At 57.4% G+C, this 17,755-nt stretch carries 13 protein-coding genes; 8 read left to right on the top strand and 5 right to left on the bottom strand.

Translation table 11 applies throughout. The annotated features are described in order from the left end of the window. Positions 1-7: 7 nt before the first annotated feature. From IAE55_RS20055 to IAE55_RS20085, 7 genes are all read left to right on the top strand, one after another. Complete coding sequence (locus IAE55_RS20055) at positions 8-1,177, top strand: glycoside hydrolase family 88 protein (RefSeq protein ID WP_145156604.1); 1,170 nt, start codon at positions 8-10, stop codon at positions 1,175-1,177. Positions 1,178-1,499: 322 nt separating this feature from the next. Continuing rightward, a complete protein-coding gene (locus IAE55_RS20060) occupies positions 1,500-5,033 on the top strand; it encodes a putative Ig domain-containing protein (protein ID WP_200633691.1) in 3,534 nt (1,177 codons plus the stop codon). Positions 5,034-5,610: 577 nt separating this feature from the next. Further along, the gene (locus IAE55_RS20065) at positions 5,611-7,884 is read left to right on the top strand and encodes a xanthine dehydrogenase family protein molybdopterin-binding subunit (RefSeq protein WP_325168668.1); all 2,274 of its coding nucleotides are present in this window, start codon (positions 5,611-5,613) and stop codon (positions 7,882-7,884) included. Then, positions 7,871-8,704: an FAD binding domain-containing protein gene (locus IAE55_RS20070; RefSeq protein ID WP_200633692.1), complete on the top strand. Its 834-nt coding sequence runs from the start codon at positions 7,871-7,873 to the stop codon at positions 8,702-8,704. The genes IAE55_RS20065 and IAE55_RS20070 overlap by 14 nt, the downstream gene beginning before the upstream one ends. After that, positions 8,701-9,219: a (2Fe-2S)-binding protein gene (locus tag IAE55_RS20075; RefSeq protein WP_313960345.1), complete on the top strand. Its 519-nt coding sequence runs from the start codon at positions 8,701-8,703 to the stop codon at positions 9,217-9,219. Before IAE55_RS20070 ends, IAE55_RS20075 begins: the two co-directional genes overlap by 4 nt. Before the next feature lie 14 nt (positions 9,220-9,233). Continuing rightward, positions 9,234-10,280: an XdhC family protein gene (locus IAE55_RS20080; protein WP_200633693.1), complete on the top strand. Its 1,047-nt coding sequence runs from the start codon at positions 9,234-9,236 to the stop codon at positions 10,278-10,280. Continuing rightward, the gene (locus tag IAE55_RS20085; protein WP_200633694.1) at positions 10,267-10,914 is read left to right on the top strand and encodes a nucleotidyltransferase family protein; all 648 of its coding nucleotides are present in this window, start codon (positions 10,267-10,269) and stop codon (positions 10,912-10,914) included. The genes IAE55_RS20080 and IAE55_RS20085 overlap by 14 nt, the downstream gene beginning before the upstream one ends. Here the strand turns inward: IAE55_RS20085 and IAE55_RS20090 are convergent. Then, a complete protein-coding gene (locus IAE55_RS20090) occupies positions 10,863-11,900 on the bottom strand; it encodes an FUSC family protein (RefSeq protein ID WP_200633695.1) in 1,038 nt (345 codons plus the stop codon). The two genes, IAE55_RS20085 and IAE55_RS20090, sit on opposite strands and share 52 nt — an antisense overlap. Positions 11,901-11,981: 81 nt before the next feature. After that, positions 11,982-12,761 carry a helix-turn-helix domain-containing protein gene (locus tag IAE55_RS20095; RefSeq protein WP_200633696.1) on the bottom strand — a complete coding sequence of 260 codons (780 nt, stop codon included), beginning with the start codon at positions 12,759-12,761 and terminating at the stop codon, positions 11,982-11,984. Between the two features lie 118 nt (positions 12,762-12,879). Between IAE55_RS20095 and IAE55_RS20100 the strand changes: the two genes are divergently transcribed. Continuing rightward, the gene (locus IAE55_RS20100) at positions 12,880-14,358 is read left to right on the top strand and encodes an alpha-N-arabinofuranosidase (RefSeq protein WP_089546388.1); all 1,479 of its coding nucleotides are present in this window, start codon (positions 12,880-12,882) and stop codon (positions 14,356-14,358) included. Between the two features lie 231 nt (positions 14,359-14,589). Here the strand turns inward: IAE55_RS20100 and IAE55_RS20105 are convergent, their stop codons facing one another. The 3 genes from IAE55_RS20105 to IAE55_RS20115 form a co-directional block, all read right to left on the bottom strand. Beyond that, positions 14,590-15,945 carry a sodium-dependent transporter gene (locus tag IAE55_RS20105; RefSeq protein ID WP_200633697.1) on the bottom strand — a complete coding sequence of 452 codons (1,356 nt, stop codon included), beginning with the start codon at positions 15,943-15,945 and terminating at the stop codon, positions 14,590-14,592. An 86-nt stretch (positions 15,946-16,031) separates the two neighbouring features. Further along, positions 16,032-16,568 (bottom strand): chromate transporter, encoded by a 537-nt coding sequence (locus IAE55_RS20110; protein WP_105443797.1) that lies wholly within the window; start codon positions 16,566-16,568, stop codon positions 16,032-16,034. 10 nt (positions 16,569-16,578) lie between these two features. Next, positions 16,579-17,205, bottom strand: coding sequence for a chromate transporter (locus IAE55_RS20115; RefSeq protein WP_200633698.1), 627 nt, complete (start codon positions 17,203-17,205; stop codon positions 16,579-16,581). Positions 17,206-17,755 lie beyond the last annotated feature (550 nt).

Below are 17,755 nucleotides of genomic sequence, written 5' to 3' on the forward strand. Positions count from 1 at the left end.
GTCATTGATGGTCAAAAACAACGTGGAAAAGCCGGCGCCGCAGGCCGGATTGACGGCGGAGGAGCGGCAGTGGCTGGATGGCGTATGGGATAAGCTGCAGGTGAAAATGTCGGCTGAAGTGGACCGGATCGGCGACCGGATCCCGTATATTCCGGAGAACAGTGTATATCGCGAAGATAAGGCCGAGACGGATATTTACTGGTGGACCAACGGGTTCTGGCCGGGGATGCTCTGGCAGATGTACCACGCCACAGGGGACGCCAAGTACCGGGCGGCGGCCGAAAGCGTCGAGCGCAAGCTGGACGCCGCGCTGGAGGGCTACGACGGCCTTCATCATGACGTCGGCTTTATGTGGCTGCATTCGGCGGTCGCCAATTACCGCCTGACCGGCAGCGCCCGCGCCAAAACACGCGGCATGCACGCTGCGAATTTGCTCGCCGGACGCTATAACCCGGCGGGCCGGTTCATCCGCGCCTGGAACGACGACTGCACCGGGTGGATCATCGTCGACTGCATGATGAACATCCCTCTGCTGTATTGGGCAAGCCGTGAGACGGGCGATCCGCGCTTCGATGTTATCGCACGGCAGCATGCCGACACGACGCTGGCGAACGTCGTCCGCCCGGACGGCTCATGCAACCACATCGTCATTCTCAGCCCGGAGGACGGTTCGTTCGTGGAAGCGCCGGGAGGCCAGGGCTACGGGACCGGCTCCGCCTGGTCCCGCGGGCAGGCGTGGGCGCTGTACGGCTTCGCGCTGAGCCACCGTCATACGGGTGAAGCTCGGTACCTCGAGGCGGCCAAGCGGGTCGCGCACTATTTCATCGCGAACGTGGCGGCGACAGAATACGTGCCGCTGGTCGACTTCCGGGCTCCGGCCGAGCCGGTGGCCTGGGACACGACCGCCGGCATGTGCGCGGCCTGCGGCCTGCTGGAAATCGCCGAGGCCCTGCCGGCACTGGAGAAGCCGCTGTACGTAAATGCCGCGCTGCGCATCCTGCAGGCCACGGATAAGCGCTTCTGCAATTGGGACCCGGCCGAAGACGCCATCGTGGGCGGCGGAACCGGTTCGTATCACGGGCGCAACGGGGATTACGCCGTGCCGATCATCTACGGAGACTACTTTCTGATCGAGGCGGTGCTCCGCCTGAAAGGAATGGACTTCCTGATCTGGTGATCTGGGGGGACAAATCCCGTCCGAATGCCGATCTAAATAAGAAACCGAAAGACCCTGTCCATCCATTGGCGGGGTCTTTGTTTCAACTGCCAAAAAAAGCGGCACATGCGCCTAAAGAAACTGCATTCCAGGCATGACGGCCATTTTTTAAGATAGATAGGAGAAGACCATTTTTAGATCATGTTGTAAGCGGATTCATCCATTCCTATATCCAAAGGAGGAATGCGAAGAAGCATACCAGCCCAGAGGGCTGGAACTGAGGAGGGTAGTTGACTGAGCAAATTCGACTTAAACGGCAGTACATTTTCAGAAGGAAAGGAAGATGATCATGGAAGTGAAGCATAAGGCTCCGTTCAGTCAGGTTTGGAGGCGTGCGGGCATCGTGCTGCTGACGATCTCACTGCTGATCCAGCTGTTCCCTTCAAACCGGGCGGCGGCAGAGACTGCATCCGGTAATGGGGATGCTGCAATTACAGACTACCGGGTGGATATTCATGAAACCGTCAGCAGCGGATTCAAGCACCCCGGCGTCGGATTAACCGAAGAGATTCTGGAAAACGTTCGGACTCAGGTCCTGGAAAAAAAGGAGCCTTGGTATTCCTATTACCAGGCGATGCTTATCTCCTCTTCCGCTGCGAAGGATGTCACCTCGAGCAATCAGAGCGCGGCCGATTCGTCCAAGCCGGGGAGCGACGCGTTCGACAGCCAGGGGATCAATTCCAGATTTATTGCCGACGGACTGAAAGCTTACACGCAGGCGCTGTTGTACTATATTACTGGAGACGAGACATACCGGGGAAATGCGCTGCACATCATCCGGATCTGGTCCCAGATGGATCCGGCTAAATACAAGTATTTTCAGGATGCCCACATCCACACGGGAATTCCGCTGAACCGGATGGTAACCGCGGCGGAAATTCTGAGATATACCAGTTACCGCACGGAGAGCTTGAAGTGGACGGAGCAGGATACGGCCGATTTCACGAACCATCTGATCACACCGGTGATCGAGACCTTCCAGCATGACAACAACCATTTCATGAATCAGCACACATATCCGCTGCTCGGGGCGATGGCGGGTTATATTTTTACCGACAACCGCGAGCGGTACAATGAGGGCGTCGAATGGTTCACCGTCAATAAAACCGCTGTCGACCAGGGCATCAACGGCTCTATCCAAGCGCTCTTTCGCTTGGTGGATACCGATGCCGTGACCGGTGAGAAGCTCACAACTCCGCGTGTACAGCATGTTGAAATGGGGAGGGACCAAGCCCACGGCGGCGGCGACCTGAACAATGCGGCCATTCTGTCGCGGCTGCTGCTGGCACAGGGAACGAAAGTGGACCCTGTCAAAGGCACGGTTTCAACCGCCAGCAACGCCGTGAACTCTTATAAATTTTTGAATAACCGGATCTTGAGCGCGGCCGATTATTTCAGCCGTTACATGCTGGGCTACGATACCCCGTGGACCCCGGTGGCAGCGAGCATGGAACCGGACGGCAAGCCGCTCATCATCTACAAGCAGCTGTCCGAAATGTACCGGGGGAGAATGGTCACGACGAATATTTGGGACATCTATTTCTATTACAAGTACACCGAAGGCATGAACCTGAAGAAGGAGGCTCCTTATCTAACCGAAATGTTCGAGAAGCGCCCGCCATCCAACTATTATTACAAAGGCAATCTGGAACAGGCCTGGGACAACGTCGACGGAGGCGGGGACTTCTGGCTGTACATTCCGAAAAAGGCCGGCGCCGAAGGAAGTAAGCTCGTTCCCAAAGCACAGCAGGACAGCGCGCGGATCGACGTCGAAGAACGCTATACGGCATTTGACAAAAATGCAGCGACCCGGAAGGACGGGGAGGTTTCGTATATCGAGGTCAAAGCAACGGAGAACGGCAGCTGGCTGGCGCCGCTGAACGTGGCTTACGGCGACCGCTCGAAGCCGCTCCTGGTCGGCTTGAGGTTCCGGACGAACGGCCCGGCGAAGCTAGCGATGAGCAGGGCGATGGGCTCCGCGCCTTATCATACGCTGACGCTGCCGGATACCAAGGGCGAGTGGAGGTACATCACTTATGATATGGGCATCGATCATGTGACTTACAGTCAGGTCGACCCCAACCACAGCATCGTGTACTGGAAGGTGACCGGTCCCGGAACAAAGGTAGGCATCGACAGCTTGAACGTCAAGGCAGGGGAGCAGATGACCCCGCCGGTATTTAAGACGGGGAGCGGCGATCTGGAGCGGGTCGCTTATGTGGGTGCCGCAACGTCTTATGATTTTTCGGCCACCGACCCGGGTCCAAGCGATCGCGTGACCTATGAGGCGGAGGGGCTGCCGGCGGGCGCCGAGCTGGACCCAGCCACCGGGGTGTTCAGCTATAAGCCTGTGCAGGCCGGTAGTTACGCCTTCACCGTCACGGCAACCGACGGAACGACCGTCGCGACACGGAACGTCCGCTTCGAGGTGACAGAAGACAGGAAGTCTGCCGTAGATGCCGCGGCAGCGCTTTATGACGCCAACACGGGTTACGTGTCCTCGTCGCTGGAGCGCTTTAAGCAGGCCTATGCTGATGCACTGGCTTCCATCGGGGAAGCAAGCGATGAGCTCTTTGATCGCAAGCTGTCCGACGTTCTGCAGGCGGCAAAGGAACTGAAGCCGTTAACCCCGCATCTTCCCGACGGAAGCCTGGATTATACGGCGGGGGTCGTGGTGGCTTCCTCTTTCGGCGATTACCTGAGCAGTCTCACGGATGGGGACGATAATACCTTTGCGGCCTATGGACTGGCTGCCGATCTGTACCACACGATCGATTTCGGCAGCAGCTTCAAAGTGTCCGCAGACGCCTTCCAGATCCAGGGACGGCGAAGCTTTCCGGAGCGGATCGCGGGCATCGCGGTGCTCGGCTCCAACGACGGCGAGACCTGGACCCGCTTAACGTCCGGTATGACCGGGCTCACGGAGGATATGCAGAGGCTGGAGGTCGACGAGGCTTACCGGCAGGAGCCGTACCGCTTTTTGAAGATGCAGATGATTGCACCGCAGAGCACCATGCTTGAAGTGAGCGAATTCCGGATCGAGGGACAGCGCCACGAAATCCATAACGATCTGGACTCGGTGTCGATTGCATCGGAGCGTGCCCTGAAGCAGCGGGTCGTTCCCGGCGACCCGGTTCAACTATCCTTTACTTCCAAGGAGACGATCAGCCAAGTGAAGGTCAGCATCCAGGGTCAGGAGGCAGAAGTCCGCACGGATGATCAGCGCCATTGGACGGCGGACACCGTGTTATCGGATGACGCACCCATAGGGAACGTCAAGTTTAACATTACCTATACCAAGGCAGACGGAACACCGGGAACACCGCAGGTATTGACGACGGATAACTCGAAGCTGTTCGTCAGCCGGAACGATGACGTCATCGATGCCCTGCAAGCGGCCGATTTCATCGATTCAACCGGGCGGGCGGCGGCGGACACCCTTAAAAATGTCGCGAATCTGTTCGATGCCGATGTCGGCACCATTTCCGACTTCCGCCTGAACGGGGGCGGGGCCGGTGGCTATATCGTTTTTGACTTTAAAGAGGGCCATCAAGCACAGCTTACAGGCGTGGAGCTGATGGCAAGACAGGACAGTTACTTTTCCCGGATCAAAGGCACGGTCGTCCAAGGGTCCAACGATCTGACGGAGTGGACGGCGTTGACATCGCCGGCGCAATCTACCGCAGATTGGCAGGTGCTGCCGGTCAACGGAAAGGAAGCCTACCGCTACATCCGGATCTACAACGCCGGCACCTGGTTTGGCAATATGGCGGAGCTGCGGCTTCACGGTACGGTGCAGTCCTCGCTCGGGCGTTAAGCTTTGTCGAAGCCGAAATTGGCTCGGCAGCCGCGTCATTCCGCCTGCGTGCCGAAAAGTCACGCACGTATACCATTACGTACAGGGCGACCGATCAAGCGGGAAAACAAACGGCCCGTACGGTTACCGTCACGGTGCCGCATGATCAGTCCGGCGATCCGCCGAGTCCAGATGGGGCAGAAGAAAGCATTGAAGCGGAGGGAGGCGCTTCGATGGCGGAGCTCTGAACCCGAAAGCAGGCCACGATACAGAAGGTGGAAATGAACCCGCCGCCCGACGGACAATGCATGTCCGCCGGGCGGTTTTTTTAGGTCTAAGACGTATTAGCTTCAGCGACTGGGTTTCGTTATATCACAAGAAAACTGCCGCTATACGCGGTCTGTCTTCATTGAATGTACATCGATAGACTTCTTTTACTGAAGTTGTGCGATAAACCCGAATACTAGGGACAATGCATTTCCCATATAAATAGGCAGTAGAGGATATGCATCTATCACAACTATGGGGATGAAAGGAGGGGGCCGAAATCGCCTCGTCCATCGGAAAAGAAATTCTGAGAAAGGAATCCGGGCAGAAAGTGACCGGGGCGGCCCGTTACACAGGAGATACCTCGAAACCTGGCCTGCTGCACGCCGCCTTGGCTGTCAGCCCGCATGCCCATGCCCTGATGCTGTCGATCGATACCTCCGCGGCCCGGAGTGTTCCGGGCGTCCGTGCGGTCATCACAGGAGAGGATTTCCCGGTGCTCACCGGTTCTCCGCTGGAAGACCGGCCGCCGCTGGCCTTAGACAAGGTGAGATATTTCGGCGAGCCGGTCGCCGTGGTGGTGGCGGATGCGGAATATATCGCGGAAATGGCGGCGCTGCAGGTCCGCGTGGAATACGAGCCGCTGGCGCTTGTTCAGTCCCCGCTGGAGGCCTATAAGCCGGGTGCCCCGCTCATTCATGAACGTCTGGCCGAGTATAAGCATTATGAGGAGGTGTATCCGGAGCCCGGCACCAACGTTGCAAGCCACAACCGGATCCATAAAGGAAACATGGAGGAAGGATGGAGCCGCAGCGTCCACACGATCGAGGTCCGGGTGAGCATGCCGCAATCCGACCATGCCGCGATGGAACCGCGCTGCAGTACGGCGGAGCTGCTGCCGGACGGCAAAGCCGTCATCCATTCCGCGTCGCAGTCCCCCTACATTATCCGCAGCCAAATCAACAGATACTTTCATATCCCGCTGCAGCAAATCATCGTTCACACCCCGCTCGTTGGCGGTGGGTTTGGCGGGAAAGCGGCCGTTCAGCTGGAATTTCTCGCTTTTCTGGCTTCCCGGGCCGTAGGGGGGAAAGCGGTCAAGCTGGTCAATTCAAGGGAGCGCGACATGGTCTCTTCTCCGGTGCATATCGGACTGGAATCGAGAGTCAAGCTGGGTTGTACCACCGATGGAAAAATCGCCGCCGCGGAAATTACGCACTGGTTTGACGGGGGAGCCTACTCGGACCGGGGACCGATCATGAGCAAGGCGGGAGCCAGCGACTGCTCGGGTCCGTACCGAATCGACAATCTGCAGTGCGATTCGCTCTGCATGTATACGAATCACCCGTATTCCACTTCATTTCGCGGGTTTGGACATCCCGAGCTGACGTTTGCCATAGAGCGGGCAATGGATGTCATGGCCGCACGCCTCAGCATGGATCCGCTGGAGTTCCGCTTTCTGAATGCTATCGGGCCCGGTGACACGACGCCGACGCAAACGCTGCTGGACCGGAGTACGGTAGGCAATCTCCCGATGTGCATCGCCAAGCTGAAAGATATGATCCGATGGGATGAGCAGCCCTTGATTGAAGCAAAAGGTCACTTTGTCAAAGCCAGGGGCGTATGCTGTATGTGGAAAAATTCCAATACCCCCGCCGATGCCGGTGCGGGGGCGGTCATCATCTTCAATGCCGATGGCAGCGTGAATTTGCTCTGCGGCGCTGTGGAGATCGGGCAGGGCACTCGGACGTCCCTCGCCCAAATGGTAGCCGAGCTGCTCCGAATGGATGTGCACAAAGTATCGATCAGCACTGACGTCAATACGGAGACCGAGCCGCAGCTGTGGAAAACCGTCGCAAGCCGCAGCACTTTTCTGGTCGGCAACGCGATTCGGGCGGCGGCGCACGATGCCATCGTACAGTTAAAGAACACGGCCGCCCGGGTACTTCAGCTCCCGCCGGCTGAGCTGGAAATCGGAGGCGGAAGGGTTTACAGCAAGCGGGATCCGGGGATCGGCATTGAGATCACCAAGATTGCTCTTGGATACAAACTTCCGGAGGGGGGAACGATTGGAAGCCAGGTCATCGGCCGCGGCAGCTATGCGATGCGGGATATTAAGGAGCTGGACCCGATGACCGGCAAAGGAAAACCGGGCCCGGAATGGACGGTCGGCGCACAGATGGTGGAGGTGGAGCTGGATACGAGGGATTTTAGCTACCGAATCCTGCAGGCGGCAACCGTTATTGATGCCGGCAGGGTGATCAATCCGGTTTTCGCCCGCGGCCAAATAACCGGAGGCATGAGCATGGGGCTGGGCCTTGCCAGCAGGGAGGCCTTTGCGTTCAATGAAGAGGCCCAGGTGCTGAATCCGCAGTTCCGGACTTATCACATGTTGCGTTACGGAGAGCAGCCGGCGTATTTCGTCGATTTCGTCGAAACGCCGAATGCGGAGGCGCCATTCGGCCTGCGTGGCATCGGCGAGCATGGCATTATCGGCATGCCTGCTGCACTTGCCAACGCTTTGTCGGCAGCAACGGGCATCGCGCTAAATCGGCTTCCGCTTACCCCGGAGCGGATCTGGAGGACGGCCCATGATACCCTTTGATTTTGAATATTACCGGCCGTCTTCGGTGAAAGAGGCGGCCGATGCCTATCAGGCGCTGCAAGCCCAGGGCAAGCATCCGATGTATTGGTCCGGAGGGACGGAAATCATTACGATGGCCAGACTGAACGAGGATCACCCGGGTGCGGTCGTCGATTTAAAGGCGATCCCCGAGTGCAGTGTCATGGAATACCGCGAAAATGACCTGATCATCGGCGGCTGTGTCACGTTGTCCGCCGTTACCGGATCGAACCTCTTCCCGCTGCTCGGCAGGGCGGCCCAGGGCGTCGCCGACCAGACGTCCCGCAACAAAATCACGCTCGGCGGCAACCTGTGCGGCCGAATCTATTACAGGGAAGCGGTTCTCCCGCTGCTTGTGGCCGACAGCCGTTTGGTCATCGCTGGGAAAGGCGGAGTCAGGGAGGCTGCGATCCACCAGGTCTTCCGCGGGCAGATCCGTCTGGAACCCGGAGAGTTTCTGCTGCAGACCGTGACGGACCGTGAATTTGTATCTCTGCCGTCCGTTCATGTGAAGAAGCGGCAGATCGGTAATGTCGGTTACCCCTTGGTGACCTTGGTTGCCGTGAAAAAGGGAAGCCGCATCCGCTCGGCATTCAGCGGGGTCTGCGGGTTCCCGTTCCGATCAGCCGCAATTGAGCAGGTACTGAACACCCCCGGGCTTTCTGCGGAAGAGCGGGCCCACAAGGCAGCAGGACAGCTCCCGGCACCGCCGCTGACCAATACGGAAGGCACGGCCGATTACCGGCTCTTTTTATTTAAGCAAACCGTCAAAGACGCCATTCATGCTTTGGAAGGAAGGTGAACGTCCTGGAAAGCGCAAGCTCGAACTCGAATGCGATCTACCCGCTGGAGCTGGAGGTCAACGGGGAGCGCAGGTGGCTCTGGGTCCGTGCGGCGGAGACGCTGCTGCATACCCTCCGGGACCACCTTGGCTTAACGGGGTGCAAGCCCGGCTGCGAGAACGGGGACTGCGGCGCCTGCACTGTCATCCTGAACGGGTTGCCGATGAAATCCTGCCTGATGCTCGCCGTGGAGGCCGACGGACAGCGCATCACCACGATAGAAGGGCTGAAGCATTCGCCGGTCCAGGAACAATTTGTCCTGAAGCAGGCGTTTCAATGCGGCTACTGCACGTCGGGATTTATCATGAACGGTCACGGGCTGCTGAGCGCCCATCCGGACGCGGATCCGGAGACTATCCGGCTGTGGCTGGAATCGAACATATGCCGCTGCACCTCGTATGAAGAAATTCACGGGGCGATCATGGCGGCGCTGGCAGCGAACAAGGAAGGCGGCCCGGCAACCGGCGGCAGCTAAAAGGAGGAACGCGCTTGGAAGACATTCATCGGATTTTGGAAGCACTTCAGCAGTGCGGGCAGCGCAGCGTGCTGGCGACCATTACCCGGGTGGAGGGCAGCGCCTACCGTAAAGAGGGCGCATCCATGCTGCTGTTCGAGAACGGAACGCAGGTCGGCGTGTTGAGCACCGGCTGCCTGGAAGCGGATATCGCATCCCGCGTCCCGGAGCTGCTGGCAGCCGGGGTTCGGCACACCTATACTTTCGACCTGGACGCTGCCGATCCGCTGTCCTGGGGGGAAGGACCGGGCTGCGGAGGCGTGATCCAGGTTACGGCTGTGGCCGTCGGCGACTCGCTGCGGAGGCATCTGCTAATGCTGAAGGATTATTTGGACGATCAGACCGAAGTCATGCTGATTCTAAAAAATATCGCGGACCCCCTGGCTGTGGGATACAGCTTTGTCACCAGCTCCAGGCACCGGTTCGGCGAATGGCCGGGGGCGTTTCCGGAGGCTCTGTTGGATTGGGCAGTTGCCCGGATGGGGTGGCGGAGCGGGATGCAGATCGTGCCAAGAGAGGCGGAGGAAGTATTCGTTCACACGTATTTCCCCAAACCCCGGCTGACTCTGTTCGGTGCCGGGCCGGATGCCAGGCCTGTGGCCTCCTTTGCGGCCGCCGCCGGATTCACGGTCACCGTCGCCGATTGGAGGGCAGCCCTGTGCGACCGAAACTTTTTTCCGGATGCCCACACGCTGCTTGACGGCTTCCCGGAGGAAACGGCCGGGCGGATCCGGTGGACGCCAAACGATTACGTGGTCATCATGACGCATCACTTCCGGAGGGACCGGGAGCTCATCCGGATCCTCTCCAGCCATAACCTGGCTTATGTCGGCCTCCTGGGCTCGAAACGCAGGACACAGCGGCTTCTCGAAGGCGGCTCCCTGCCGGAGCATTGGCACGCCCCCGTTGGTTTGCCCATCGGAGCAGAAGGTCCGGAAGAGATCGCCTTCAGCATCGTGGCCGAATTAATTCAGGTGTACCGAACTTCCCGAAAGAGGCGCTTATCTTATGAAGCGACATAGCATCCACGGCATTTATTTGGCGGCGGGACAAAGCAGCCGGATGGGAACGAATAAGCTTGGTCTGCCGCTGAGGGGGATTGCGCTTGGCAATCATGCTCTGCTTGCCGCCCTGCAGGCCGGTTTGGAGCATGTATGGATCGTGACCGCCGAAGGGAAGGCGGATTGGATGGACTCAGCCCTTGTTAGCGATCGCTTTAGAGCAAAGTGGACGCTTGTCCGCTGTCCGGATGCGCATTCAGGACAGGCGCATTCGATCCGGTGCGGGGTGGAGGCGGCGATGACCGCGGGGGCCGAATCGGTTATGATTTTGCTCGCAGACCAGCCCTTCGTCACGGCTGCAATGATCAACGAACTGCTCTGCCGCTACGATCAGGCATCGGAACGGGAAGAGATTCATTTCGCCGCCGCGGAGTTCGGCGGTCTGGCGAGACCGCCGGTCATTTGCCACCGGCGGATGTTTCCGGAGCTGCTCCGGCTGCATGGGGACCAGGGAGCCCGGCAGCTGATCCGTCACGGAAGGCCGGGGATCTCTGTCCCTTTCGGATCGCCGGATCTGTTCCTCGACGTGGACACGCCGGAGGACTACGGACTGCTGTTGGACAAGGAGAACGTGGATTCCCCGCCAAAATCCTGAAGCAGCTGCCCGGCATTCATATACAGGGCGAGCGGGTACTGCTCCTGCTCCCAATGCGCCGGAGCCTGAAGGCTCAAGCTGATCTTGCCGGCGCTGCCGTCTATGGAGATGCCGGGACTGCTTGTATGCCATCGCTTGATCACCTGGGCGAGTTCTTGCAGTTGGTCGGCCCATTGCTGCTGCTGCTCCCGGGTAAAATGGCCGGTCCGCGACCACTGCCCCAGCACCCGGATCATATCCGACAGATTGGCGTAGCCCGATCGCAGCTGCTCCATCTGCCAGGTCAGTCGGTTCAGCAGATCGCGCTTCTTGGCGGCGAAAGGGTGGTACCGCAAGCTCTGGGCCGCCTTGTCCAACTCAGTGGTCGCTTGGTGCAGCTCCTGAAACAGAGCCTGCCAAGTCCATTTCAGCGTTTGCGCTTCACTTGGAGGACATCCCTGCTCCACCCATTGCCCGGCCTTGATAAAATGACCTGCCAAATGGTCCGCGAAGCGGGTCATTTTTTGCTTGGCGGATGGGATGGAATCCGGCGGGAACAACAGCGTCTGGACCAGTACCGCTAACACGGCACCGATGATCGTATCCCGGATCCGGTCGAGCGAATAGCTGGGCATTTTGTGCTGGAAGAACAGCACGAGCAGAATGCTGAGGGCCACCTGTGTGACCATGGTGTGGTCCAGCTTCAGGCGCTGGATGGCAAAGGCCGCGACCAACAGGCACGCTCCGATGCTCCATCCGTTCAGGGGGAGCCAGGGCGTTACACAGAGCGTCAGCAGGACGCCGGCAACCGTTCCCAGAACACGCTGCCAGGCGAACTGCATCGATTGGCTGACCGTGGCCTGTACGGACAAAATCGCGGTCAGCGGGGCGAGATAAGGATGTGAAGAGCCCGCCCACTTTGCGACCTCCCATGACAGCGCCGCAGCCAGCGGCATTTTCCAGACGACACCGCTGTTTTTGATCGTATTCCATAGATTGTCACTCATTCGTTGTGCAGCCCCATTTTACTTATTGTTGCTGCTATTGTTCCCATGGAATCAGGGGAGTAAACTCGCAAGGCAGGTGGGCTACTTTCTTTTTCGATAGCCGCTCGGGGTGGCCGATACGAATTTTTTGAACTGCCGCATGAAGTGGGTTTCGTTCTCGTATCCGCACATCTTGGCGATGCCGCCGATGGAGAGGGAGCTGTTATCCAGCAAATACTTCGCATACTCCAGCCTGCTGTTGATCATATCGGACGAGACCGAGCATCCGAACAAATCCTTGTACAGATGCTGAAAATAAGATTTGCTCAGGTTGACGCTTGCCGCGAGCTCGTCCAGGGAGTAGGAGGCCTGCGGAGAACGGTACAGCTCGCTGCGGATTTCCGACAGCTGGTGCAGATACCGGCCGGCATTTCCCTGGGCAGGGGGCAGATGCCGCCAATTGGCGAGCTTCATCAGCAGGCTGCGCAGGTCCAGGTCGATAATTTCCAAACGGTGTGGCCCGCCCAGCCAGTTCACGTTTTGAAGCTCCATGATGCCCCGGGACACGGACGCCGGGTAAGCCGCTTCAGCCGGACGGTCAAGCGGAAGCTGAAGCTGATGCAGATATGCGCCTAGCTCCGTTCCTTCGCAGTGGAACCAGTCGTTGACGAAGGGCTTCTCCAAGTCCCGGTACATGTAAGGAGTGCTGGGCTGCATCAAGATGTAGGCATTGTTATCCACGGTATAAGCCGTGCCGTCAATCACCACTTCCGCTTTGCTCCGAAAAAGGACAAAAGCGTAATTCCCGGCCCCGCTGCTGCGGTCGATCCGGATCCCGTCCGAGTGGACGAAGTTGTGCCCGCAGCTGACTAATTGAATCATAAATGCCTCCTCCATAAAAAGCACGATAGGTCAGTTTTTGGCCAGTATAAATCATTGTGGCATAACGCACAAGCTACTATACTGTGTGGGAGAAAACCGGGAAAGAGGAGGCTATTGGATGAGCAGCGTATTAAACGCAGACACGATTAAAGGCAAAATCAATAAAAACATTTACGGACACTTCTCGGAGCATTTGGGACGGTGCATTTACGAAGGAATCTGGGTCGGGGAGGATTCGCCGATTCCGAACACGAACGGCATTCGCAATGACGTCGTGGAGGCGCTGAAGCAAATCCGGGTACCGGTGCTGCGCTGGCCGGGCGGCTGTTTTGCGGACGAGTACCATTGGAAGGACGGCATCGGACCGCGGGAAAACCGCAAACGGATGATTAATACCCACTGGGGCGGCGTGGTGGAGAACAATCACTTCGGTACGCATGAATTCATGGAGTTATGTGCCCAAATCGGCTGTGAGCCTTATATTAACGGCAATGTTGGAAGCGGTACCGTGCAGGAAATGTCGGAATGGGTGGAGTACCTGACCTTCGGAGGCGTATCGCCGATGGCAGAGCTGCGCGAAGAGAACGGGCGCGAACAGCCCTGGTCGGTGACCTATTTTGGCGTAGGCAATGAAAACTGGGGCTGCGGCGGCAACATGCGGCCGGAATACTATGCGGATTTGTACCGTCAGTACCAGACGTATGTCCGCAACTACGGGGACAACCGGATTCATCGCATCGCTTGCGGCCCGAACTCGGACGATTACAACTGGATGGACGTGCTGATGCGCGAGGCCGCACGGTATATGGATTCCATTACGCTGCATTATTATACCGTCCCGGGAACATGGGGGAACAAGGGGCCGGCTACCGGATTCAGCCGCGAAGAATGGTTCACCACGCTGGAAAAGGCGCTGTTTATGGATGAGCTCATCACCAAGCACAGCACGATTATGGACAAATATGACCCAGACCAACGAATCGGACTGATCGTCGACGAATGGGGAACCTGGTATGACGTGGAACCGGGAACCAATCCGGGATTCCTGTATCAGCAAAACTCGCTGCGGGACGCGCTTGTGGCGGGACTAACCCTGAACATTTTCCATAAGCATTGCAACCGGGTGCGGATGGCCAACATCGCCCAGACGATCAACGTGCTGCAGGCAGTCATTTTGACCGAAGGCGAAAAAATCGCCCTGACCCCGACGTACCATGTGTTCGATATGTATAAAGTGCATCAGGATGCGGAACTGCTGGATCTGAATCTGGAGAGCGGTACATACAGCGCCTTCGGCCGGTCCATTCCGGAAGTGACGGGAACAGCCTCGCGGGACGCCGAAGGAAAAATCCATATCAGCTTGTGCAATTTGAACGACGAGAGCGCTTCGACCGTAACGATCGACCTGCGCGGCATTTCTGCGGCATCGCTGACGGTGACCGGAACGACGCTGACCTCGGAGGAGCTGGATGCGCATAACACGTTTGAACAGCCCGACCGGATCGCGCCGAAGCCGTTCGATGCGTTCAAGACAGATGGGACGCACCTGGTCGTCGAGCTGCCTTCCAAGTCGGTGACTGTGCTCGAACTGGTCTAAGTAAGTCTGCTTTGGGCTTGCCGGCAGGATGCGGGGGATGGGCGCACCGCCTCGCCGCGAGTGGAGCAGCGGATCCATCTTAGGATTGCACGACAACCGCGTACAGCGGAAGTTTTTCTTGCCATCCCGATCATGAAGATCAGCAGTTATACGTTCAATTCACATAAAAAAGCAATCTCCACAGCGCTGTCGTGAACAGCCCCGGAGATTGCTTTTGTTGTAGTTTCGTCGTTATTTCAGCTTCAGAATGCCCGTTGTGTCGAGCAATACGAGCAGCACCAGAATCGGCGCCACATAGCGGAGCATGAACAGCCATACCCGGAACCATCCCGATTTGAGGCCGGCCGCTTCGGCAGCACCTTTCCAGAAGTACCCGGCGAAAATGGTGGTGATCAGCCCGCCGACCGGCAGCAAAATGTTGGACGTAATGAAGTCGAGCCAGTCAAAGAAGTTTTTGCTGCCCATTTCCGACAGACCCGGCACGATGCCGAAGGACAGCGCAGACGGAAGGCCGAGCAGCAGCACGAGCACGCTGATGATGACTACCGATTTCGTACGGCCCCATTTCCAGCGGTCCATCAGGTACGTTACCGGCACTTCCAGCAGCGATACCGCCGACGTCAAGGCGGCGATCGCCAGCAGGACGAAGAACAGCCCCCCGAAGAACGCACCGAACGGCATGGCCGAGAAGGCGGCCGGCAGGGCGATGAACACCAGACTTGGCCCGGAGTCGGGCTCGATACCGAACGAAGCGGTCGTCGGGAAAATGATCAGCCCGGCAACGAACGCATAGATCAGGTCGCCAGCGCCGATGGCAATCGTGGCGGTTCCGAGTGACTGGCGCTTGTCCACATAAGCGCCATACGTAAGCAGGATGCCCATCCCCAACGAAAGGGAGAAGAAGGCATGTCCCAAAGCGACTAGTGCCGATTCCGGCGTCAGCTTGGAGAAGTCTGGATTCAAGAAAAACGATACGCCTTCACCCGCGCCAGGCAGGGATACGGCACGAATCATCAGGACGATGAGCAGGATGATCAATCCCGGGATCAGCACTTTGTTAAACTTTTCGATGCCGCCGGAAATCCCTTTGACCACGACAAAGCCGGTAATCAGGATGGCGACAGCTTGCCATACGATCGGCATGTAGCCGCCGATAAACGAATTGAACTGTCCTTTGAAATCCGGATTGCTGTACAGGTGTCCGCTGAAAGACTGCACGGCGTAATGCAGCGTCCAACCCGCGACGATGACGTAGAAAGTCAGAATCAGAAAAGGCGCGATAACCTGCAGCAGGCCGAGACGGCCGAACACTTTGCTGCCGCCCGCTTTCACAAACGAAGTGGCCGCACTGCCTCTGCCCGCGCGTCCGATGGCAAGCTCAGCGAGCAAAACAGGTAAACCAATGACGATCAAGCACACGATAAAGAGCAGAAAGAAGGCTGCGCCGCCGTTTTGTCCGGTGATGTACGGAAATTTCCACATATTCCCGAGACCCACAGAGCTCCCGATGGCGGCCAGGATAAAGCCTGCGGATGAAAACTGGTCTTTTTTTCCTGATGCCGCTGGGTTTTTTGGTGGTGTAGTCATAGAAGTTCCCCCAGTTTATTTTTGAAAGTTCATTCTATAATAATTTATTATCCCCGTAAAGGCATAGGAAATTTAATTTCACTCAATTAAAACAGCACGATACCCGCAAATCCGGAACAAACAATGACGGTTACCGGATGCAGTTTGTATTTGGTGATCGCGACAAACGCCAGCACGCCGATCAGCAGCGTGGCGAAGGTCGTCCAGTGATAGATGGCTTCCGACGGATTGGGGAAACCGAAGTGGATGGCCGCATAGACGATAAGTCCGGTAATGATCGGCCGGAGGCCGTAAAAGGAGGATTTGACCCAGGGGTTAGCATTCATCCGATAAAAGAAAGCCGCAATCAGGATCACAATGAGCAGGGAAGGCAGAACGATGCCGGCGGTAGCGGTAACGGCTCCAGCCAGGCCGGCGGTCTGGTAGCCGATCAGCGTCGCGCTGTTGGTGGCGATCGGGCCGGGCGACATGCCCGCGATCGATACCGTCCGCTGAAATTCCCCGGTGCTCAGCCACCCGTGCTGCTGCACTTCGTACTGGATCATCGGGATGACCGCATAACCTCCGCCGAAGGAGAGAAACCCGATTTTTAAAAATGAGATAAATAATTGCCAGAACAGCATGGGACTCCTCCTAGATGTAATATTCGATGACCGGCTCGTTCTCCTGGCGTGCCCTTTCGGTGTGAACCGGAAGCCCCAGCCGCTTCTTCAGCCGGATGACGGTGATGCCGAGCAACAGCCCGACCGCAATCAGAACCATGGGGTTCAGTCCGGTCAGCAGAAGCAGGGCCAGCGAGCCGGCGGCGGTGATGACGGTCGTCCGGTCAAACAGCGCATTTTTGCCCATTTTGAACGCGGCCACTGCGATCAGTCCGATGACAGCACCGTGAATGCCTTTGAAGGCGGCCTGGACTTTGGACTCCTCGCGGAACATCGAGTAGAACACGCTCAGCAGAAAAACGATGATAAACGTAGGGAGCGTTATGCCCAGCGTGGCTGCCAGTGCGCCGGGAATTTTGCCCAGCCGGTATCCCAGAAAGGCCGAAGCGTTCACCCCGACTCCGCCGGGCGCCGAGCCCGCGAGCGACATTAAATCGCTCATTTCCTGGCGGTCCATCCATTTGCGTTTATCGACGAATTCCTTCTCGATCATCGGCATCATGGCGTATCCGCCGCCAAATGTCGCCGGACCGATTTTGAAAAAAATCCAAAACAATTGAAGCAGCAGGTACGCTTTCGATGTCTTGTCGGTATGCACAACACGTCACCTCGAGTTAAATTCTGTCTGTATTATAACACCTTTTATCCAAAATGAAATTAACTTATTTGAAAATAGGCTAGAAGATATCGAAAGGGAAGTGAAGCAGATAGTAACCGGGGATTGGGATATCGGCTGCTGAATGTTTGCTTCGCCTTTGTAATGTCGAGGGATTTAGTGGGTTTTATCTTATTTGTATCAAGTTTGGAGGGAGGTTCCAAAAAAAGGATTTAAACCAAGCGGACTGCTCGACTTTAATTCATAATAGAATTAACTTAAGAGCGGATGACAAGCCGGTCGCCGATTTTGACTAATCTTATTGGGATCGGCTGATCTCAGTAGATTTGCAAGGCACAGCCTTGTGCATGAAGTATGAGCTTCAGCAGATGCTCAAACACAGGAACGACGATCCACGTCGATGCTGGATATACTTCCCGTTAATCGTTCCTGAATAAGTCAGCCGCTGGACAATTTAGATGCAGGTGCCATGGAAACCGGGGGGACTCCCCTTTGGTTCGAGGCAGCCGTTACCCTGTGAAGAATTGGGAAA

It is taken from the genome of Paenibacillus sp. S28 (assembly GCF_016624415.1).
In the GTDB taxonomy this organism is placed as follows: Bacteria; Bacillota; Bacilli; order Paenibacillales; family Paenibacillaceae; genus Paenibacillus_AQ; species Paenibacillus_AQ favisporus.

Excerpts from the sequence above, each read along its gene's own strand:
- IAE55_RS20095 (WP_200633696.1), bottom strand. The coding sequence starts at position 12,761 with ATGATTCAATTAGTCAGCTGCGGGCACAACTTCGTCCACTCGGACGGG.
- IAE55_RS20105 (WP_200633697.1), bottom strand. The coding sequence starts at position 15,945 with ATGACTACACCACCAAAAAACCCAGCGGCATCAGGAAAAAAAGACCAG.
- IAE55_RS20055 (WP_145156604.1), top strand. The coding sequence starts at position 8 with ATGGTCAAAAACAACGTGGAAAAGCCGGCGCCGCAGGCCGGATTGACG.
- IAE55_RS20070 (WP_200633692.1), top strand. The coding sequence starts at position 7,871 with ATGATACCCTTTGATTTTGAATATTACCGGCCGTCTTCGGTGAAAGAG.
- IAE55_RS20085 (WP_200633694.1), top strand. The coding sequence starts at position 10,267 with ATGAAGCGACATAGCATCCACGGCATTTATTTGGCGGCGGGACAAAGC.
- IAE55_RS20090 (WP_200633695.1), bottom strand. The coding sequence starts at position 11,900 with ATGAGTGACAATCTATGGAATACGATCAAAAACAGCGGTGTCGTCTGG.
- IAE55_RS20110 (WP_105443797.1), bottom strand. The coding sequence starts at position 16,568 with ATGCTGTTCTGGCAATTATTTATCTCATTTTTAAAAATCGGGTTTCTC.
- IAE55_RS20060 (WP_200633691.1), top strand. The coding sequence starts at position 1,500 with ATGATCATGGAAGTGAAGCATAAGGCTCCGTTCAGTCAGGTTTGGAGG.
- IAE55_RS20100 (WP_089546388.1), top strand. The coding sequence starts at position 12,880 with ATGAGCAGCGTATTAAACGCAGACACGATTAAAGGCAAAATCAATAAA.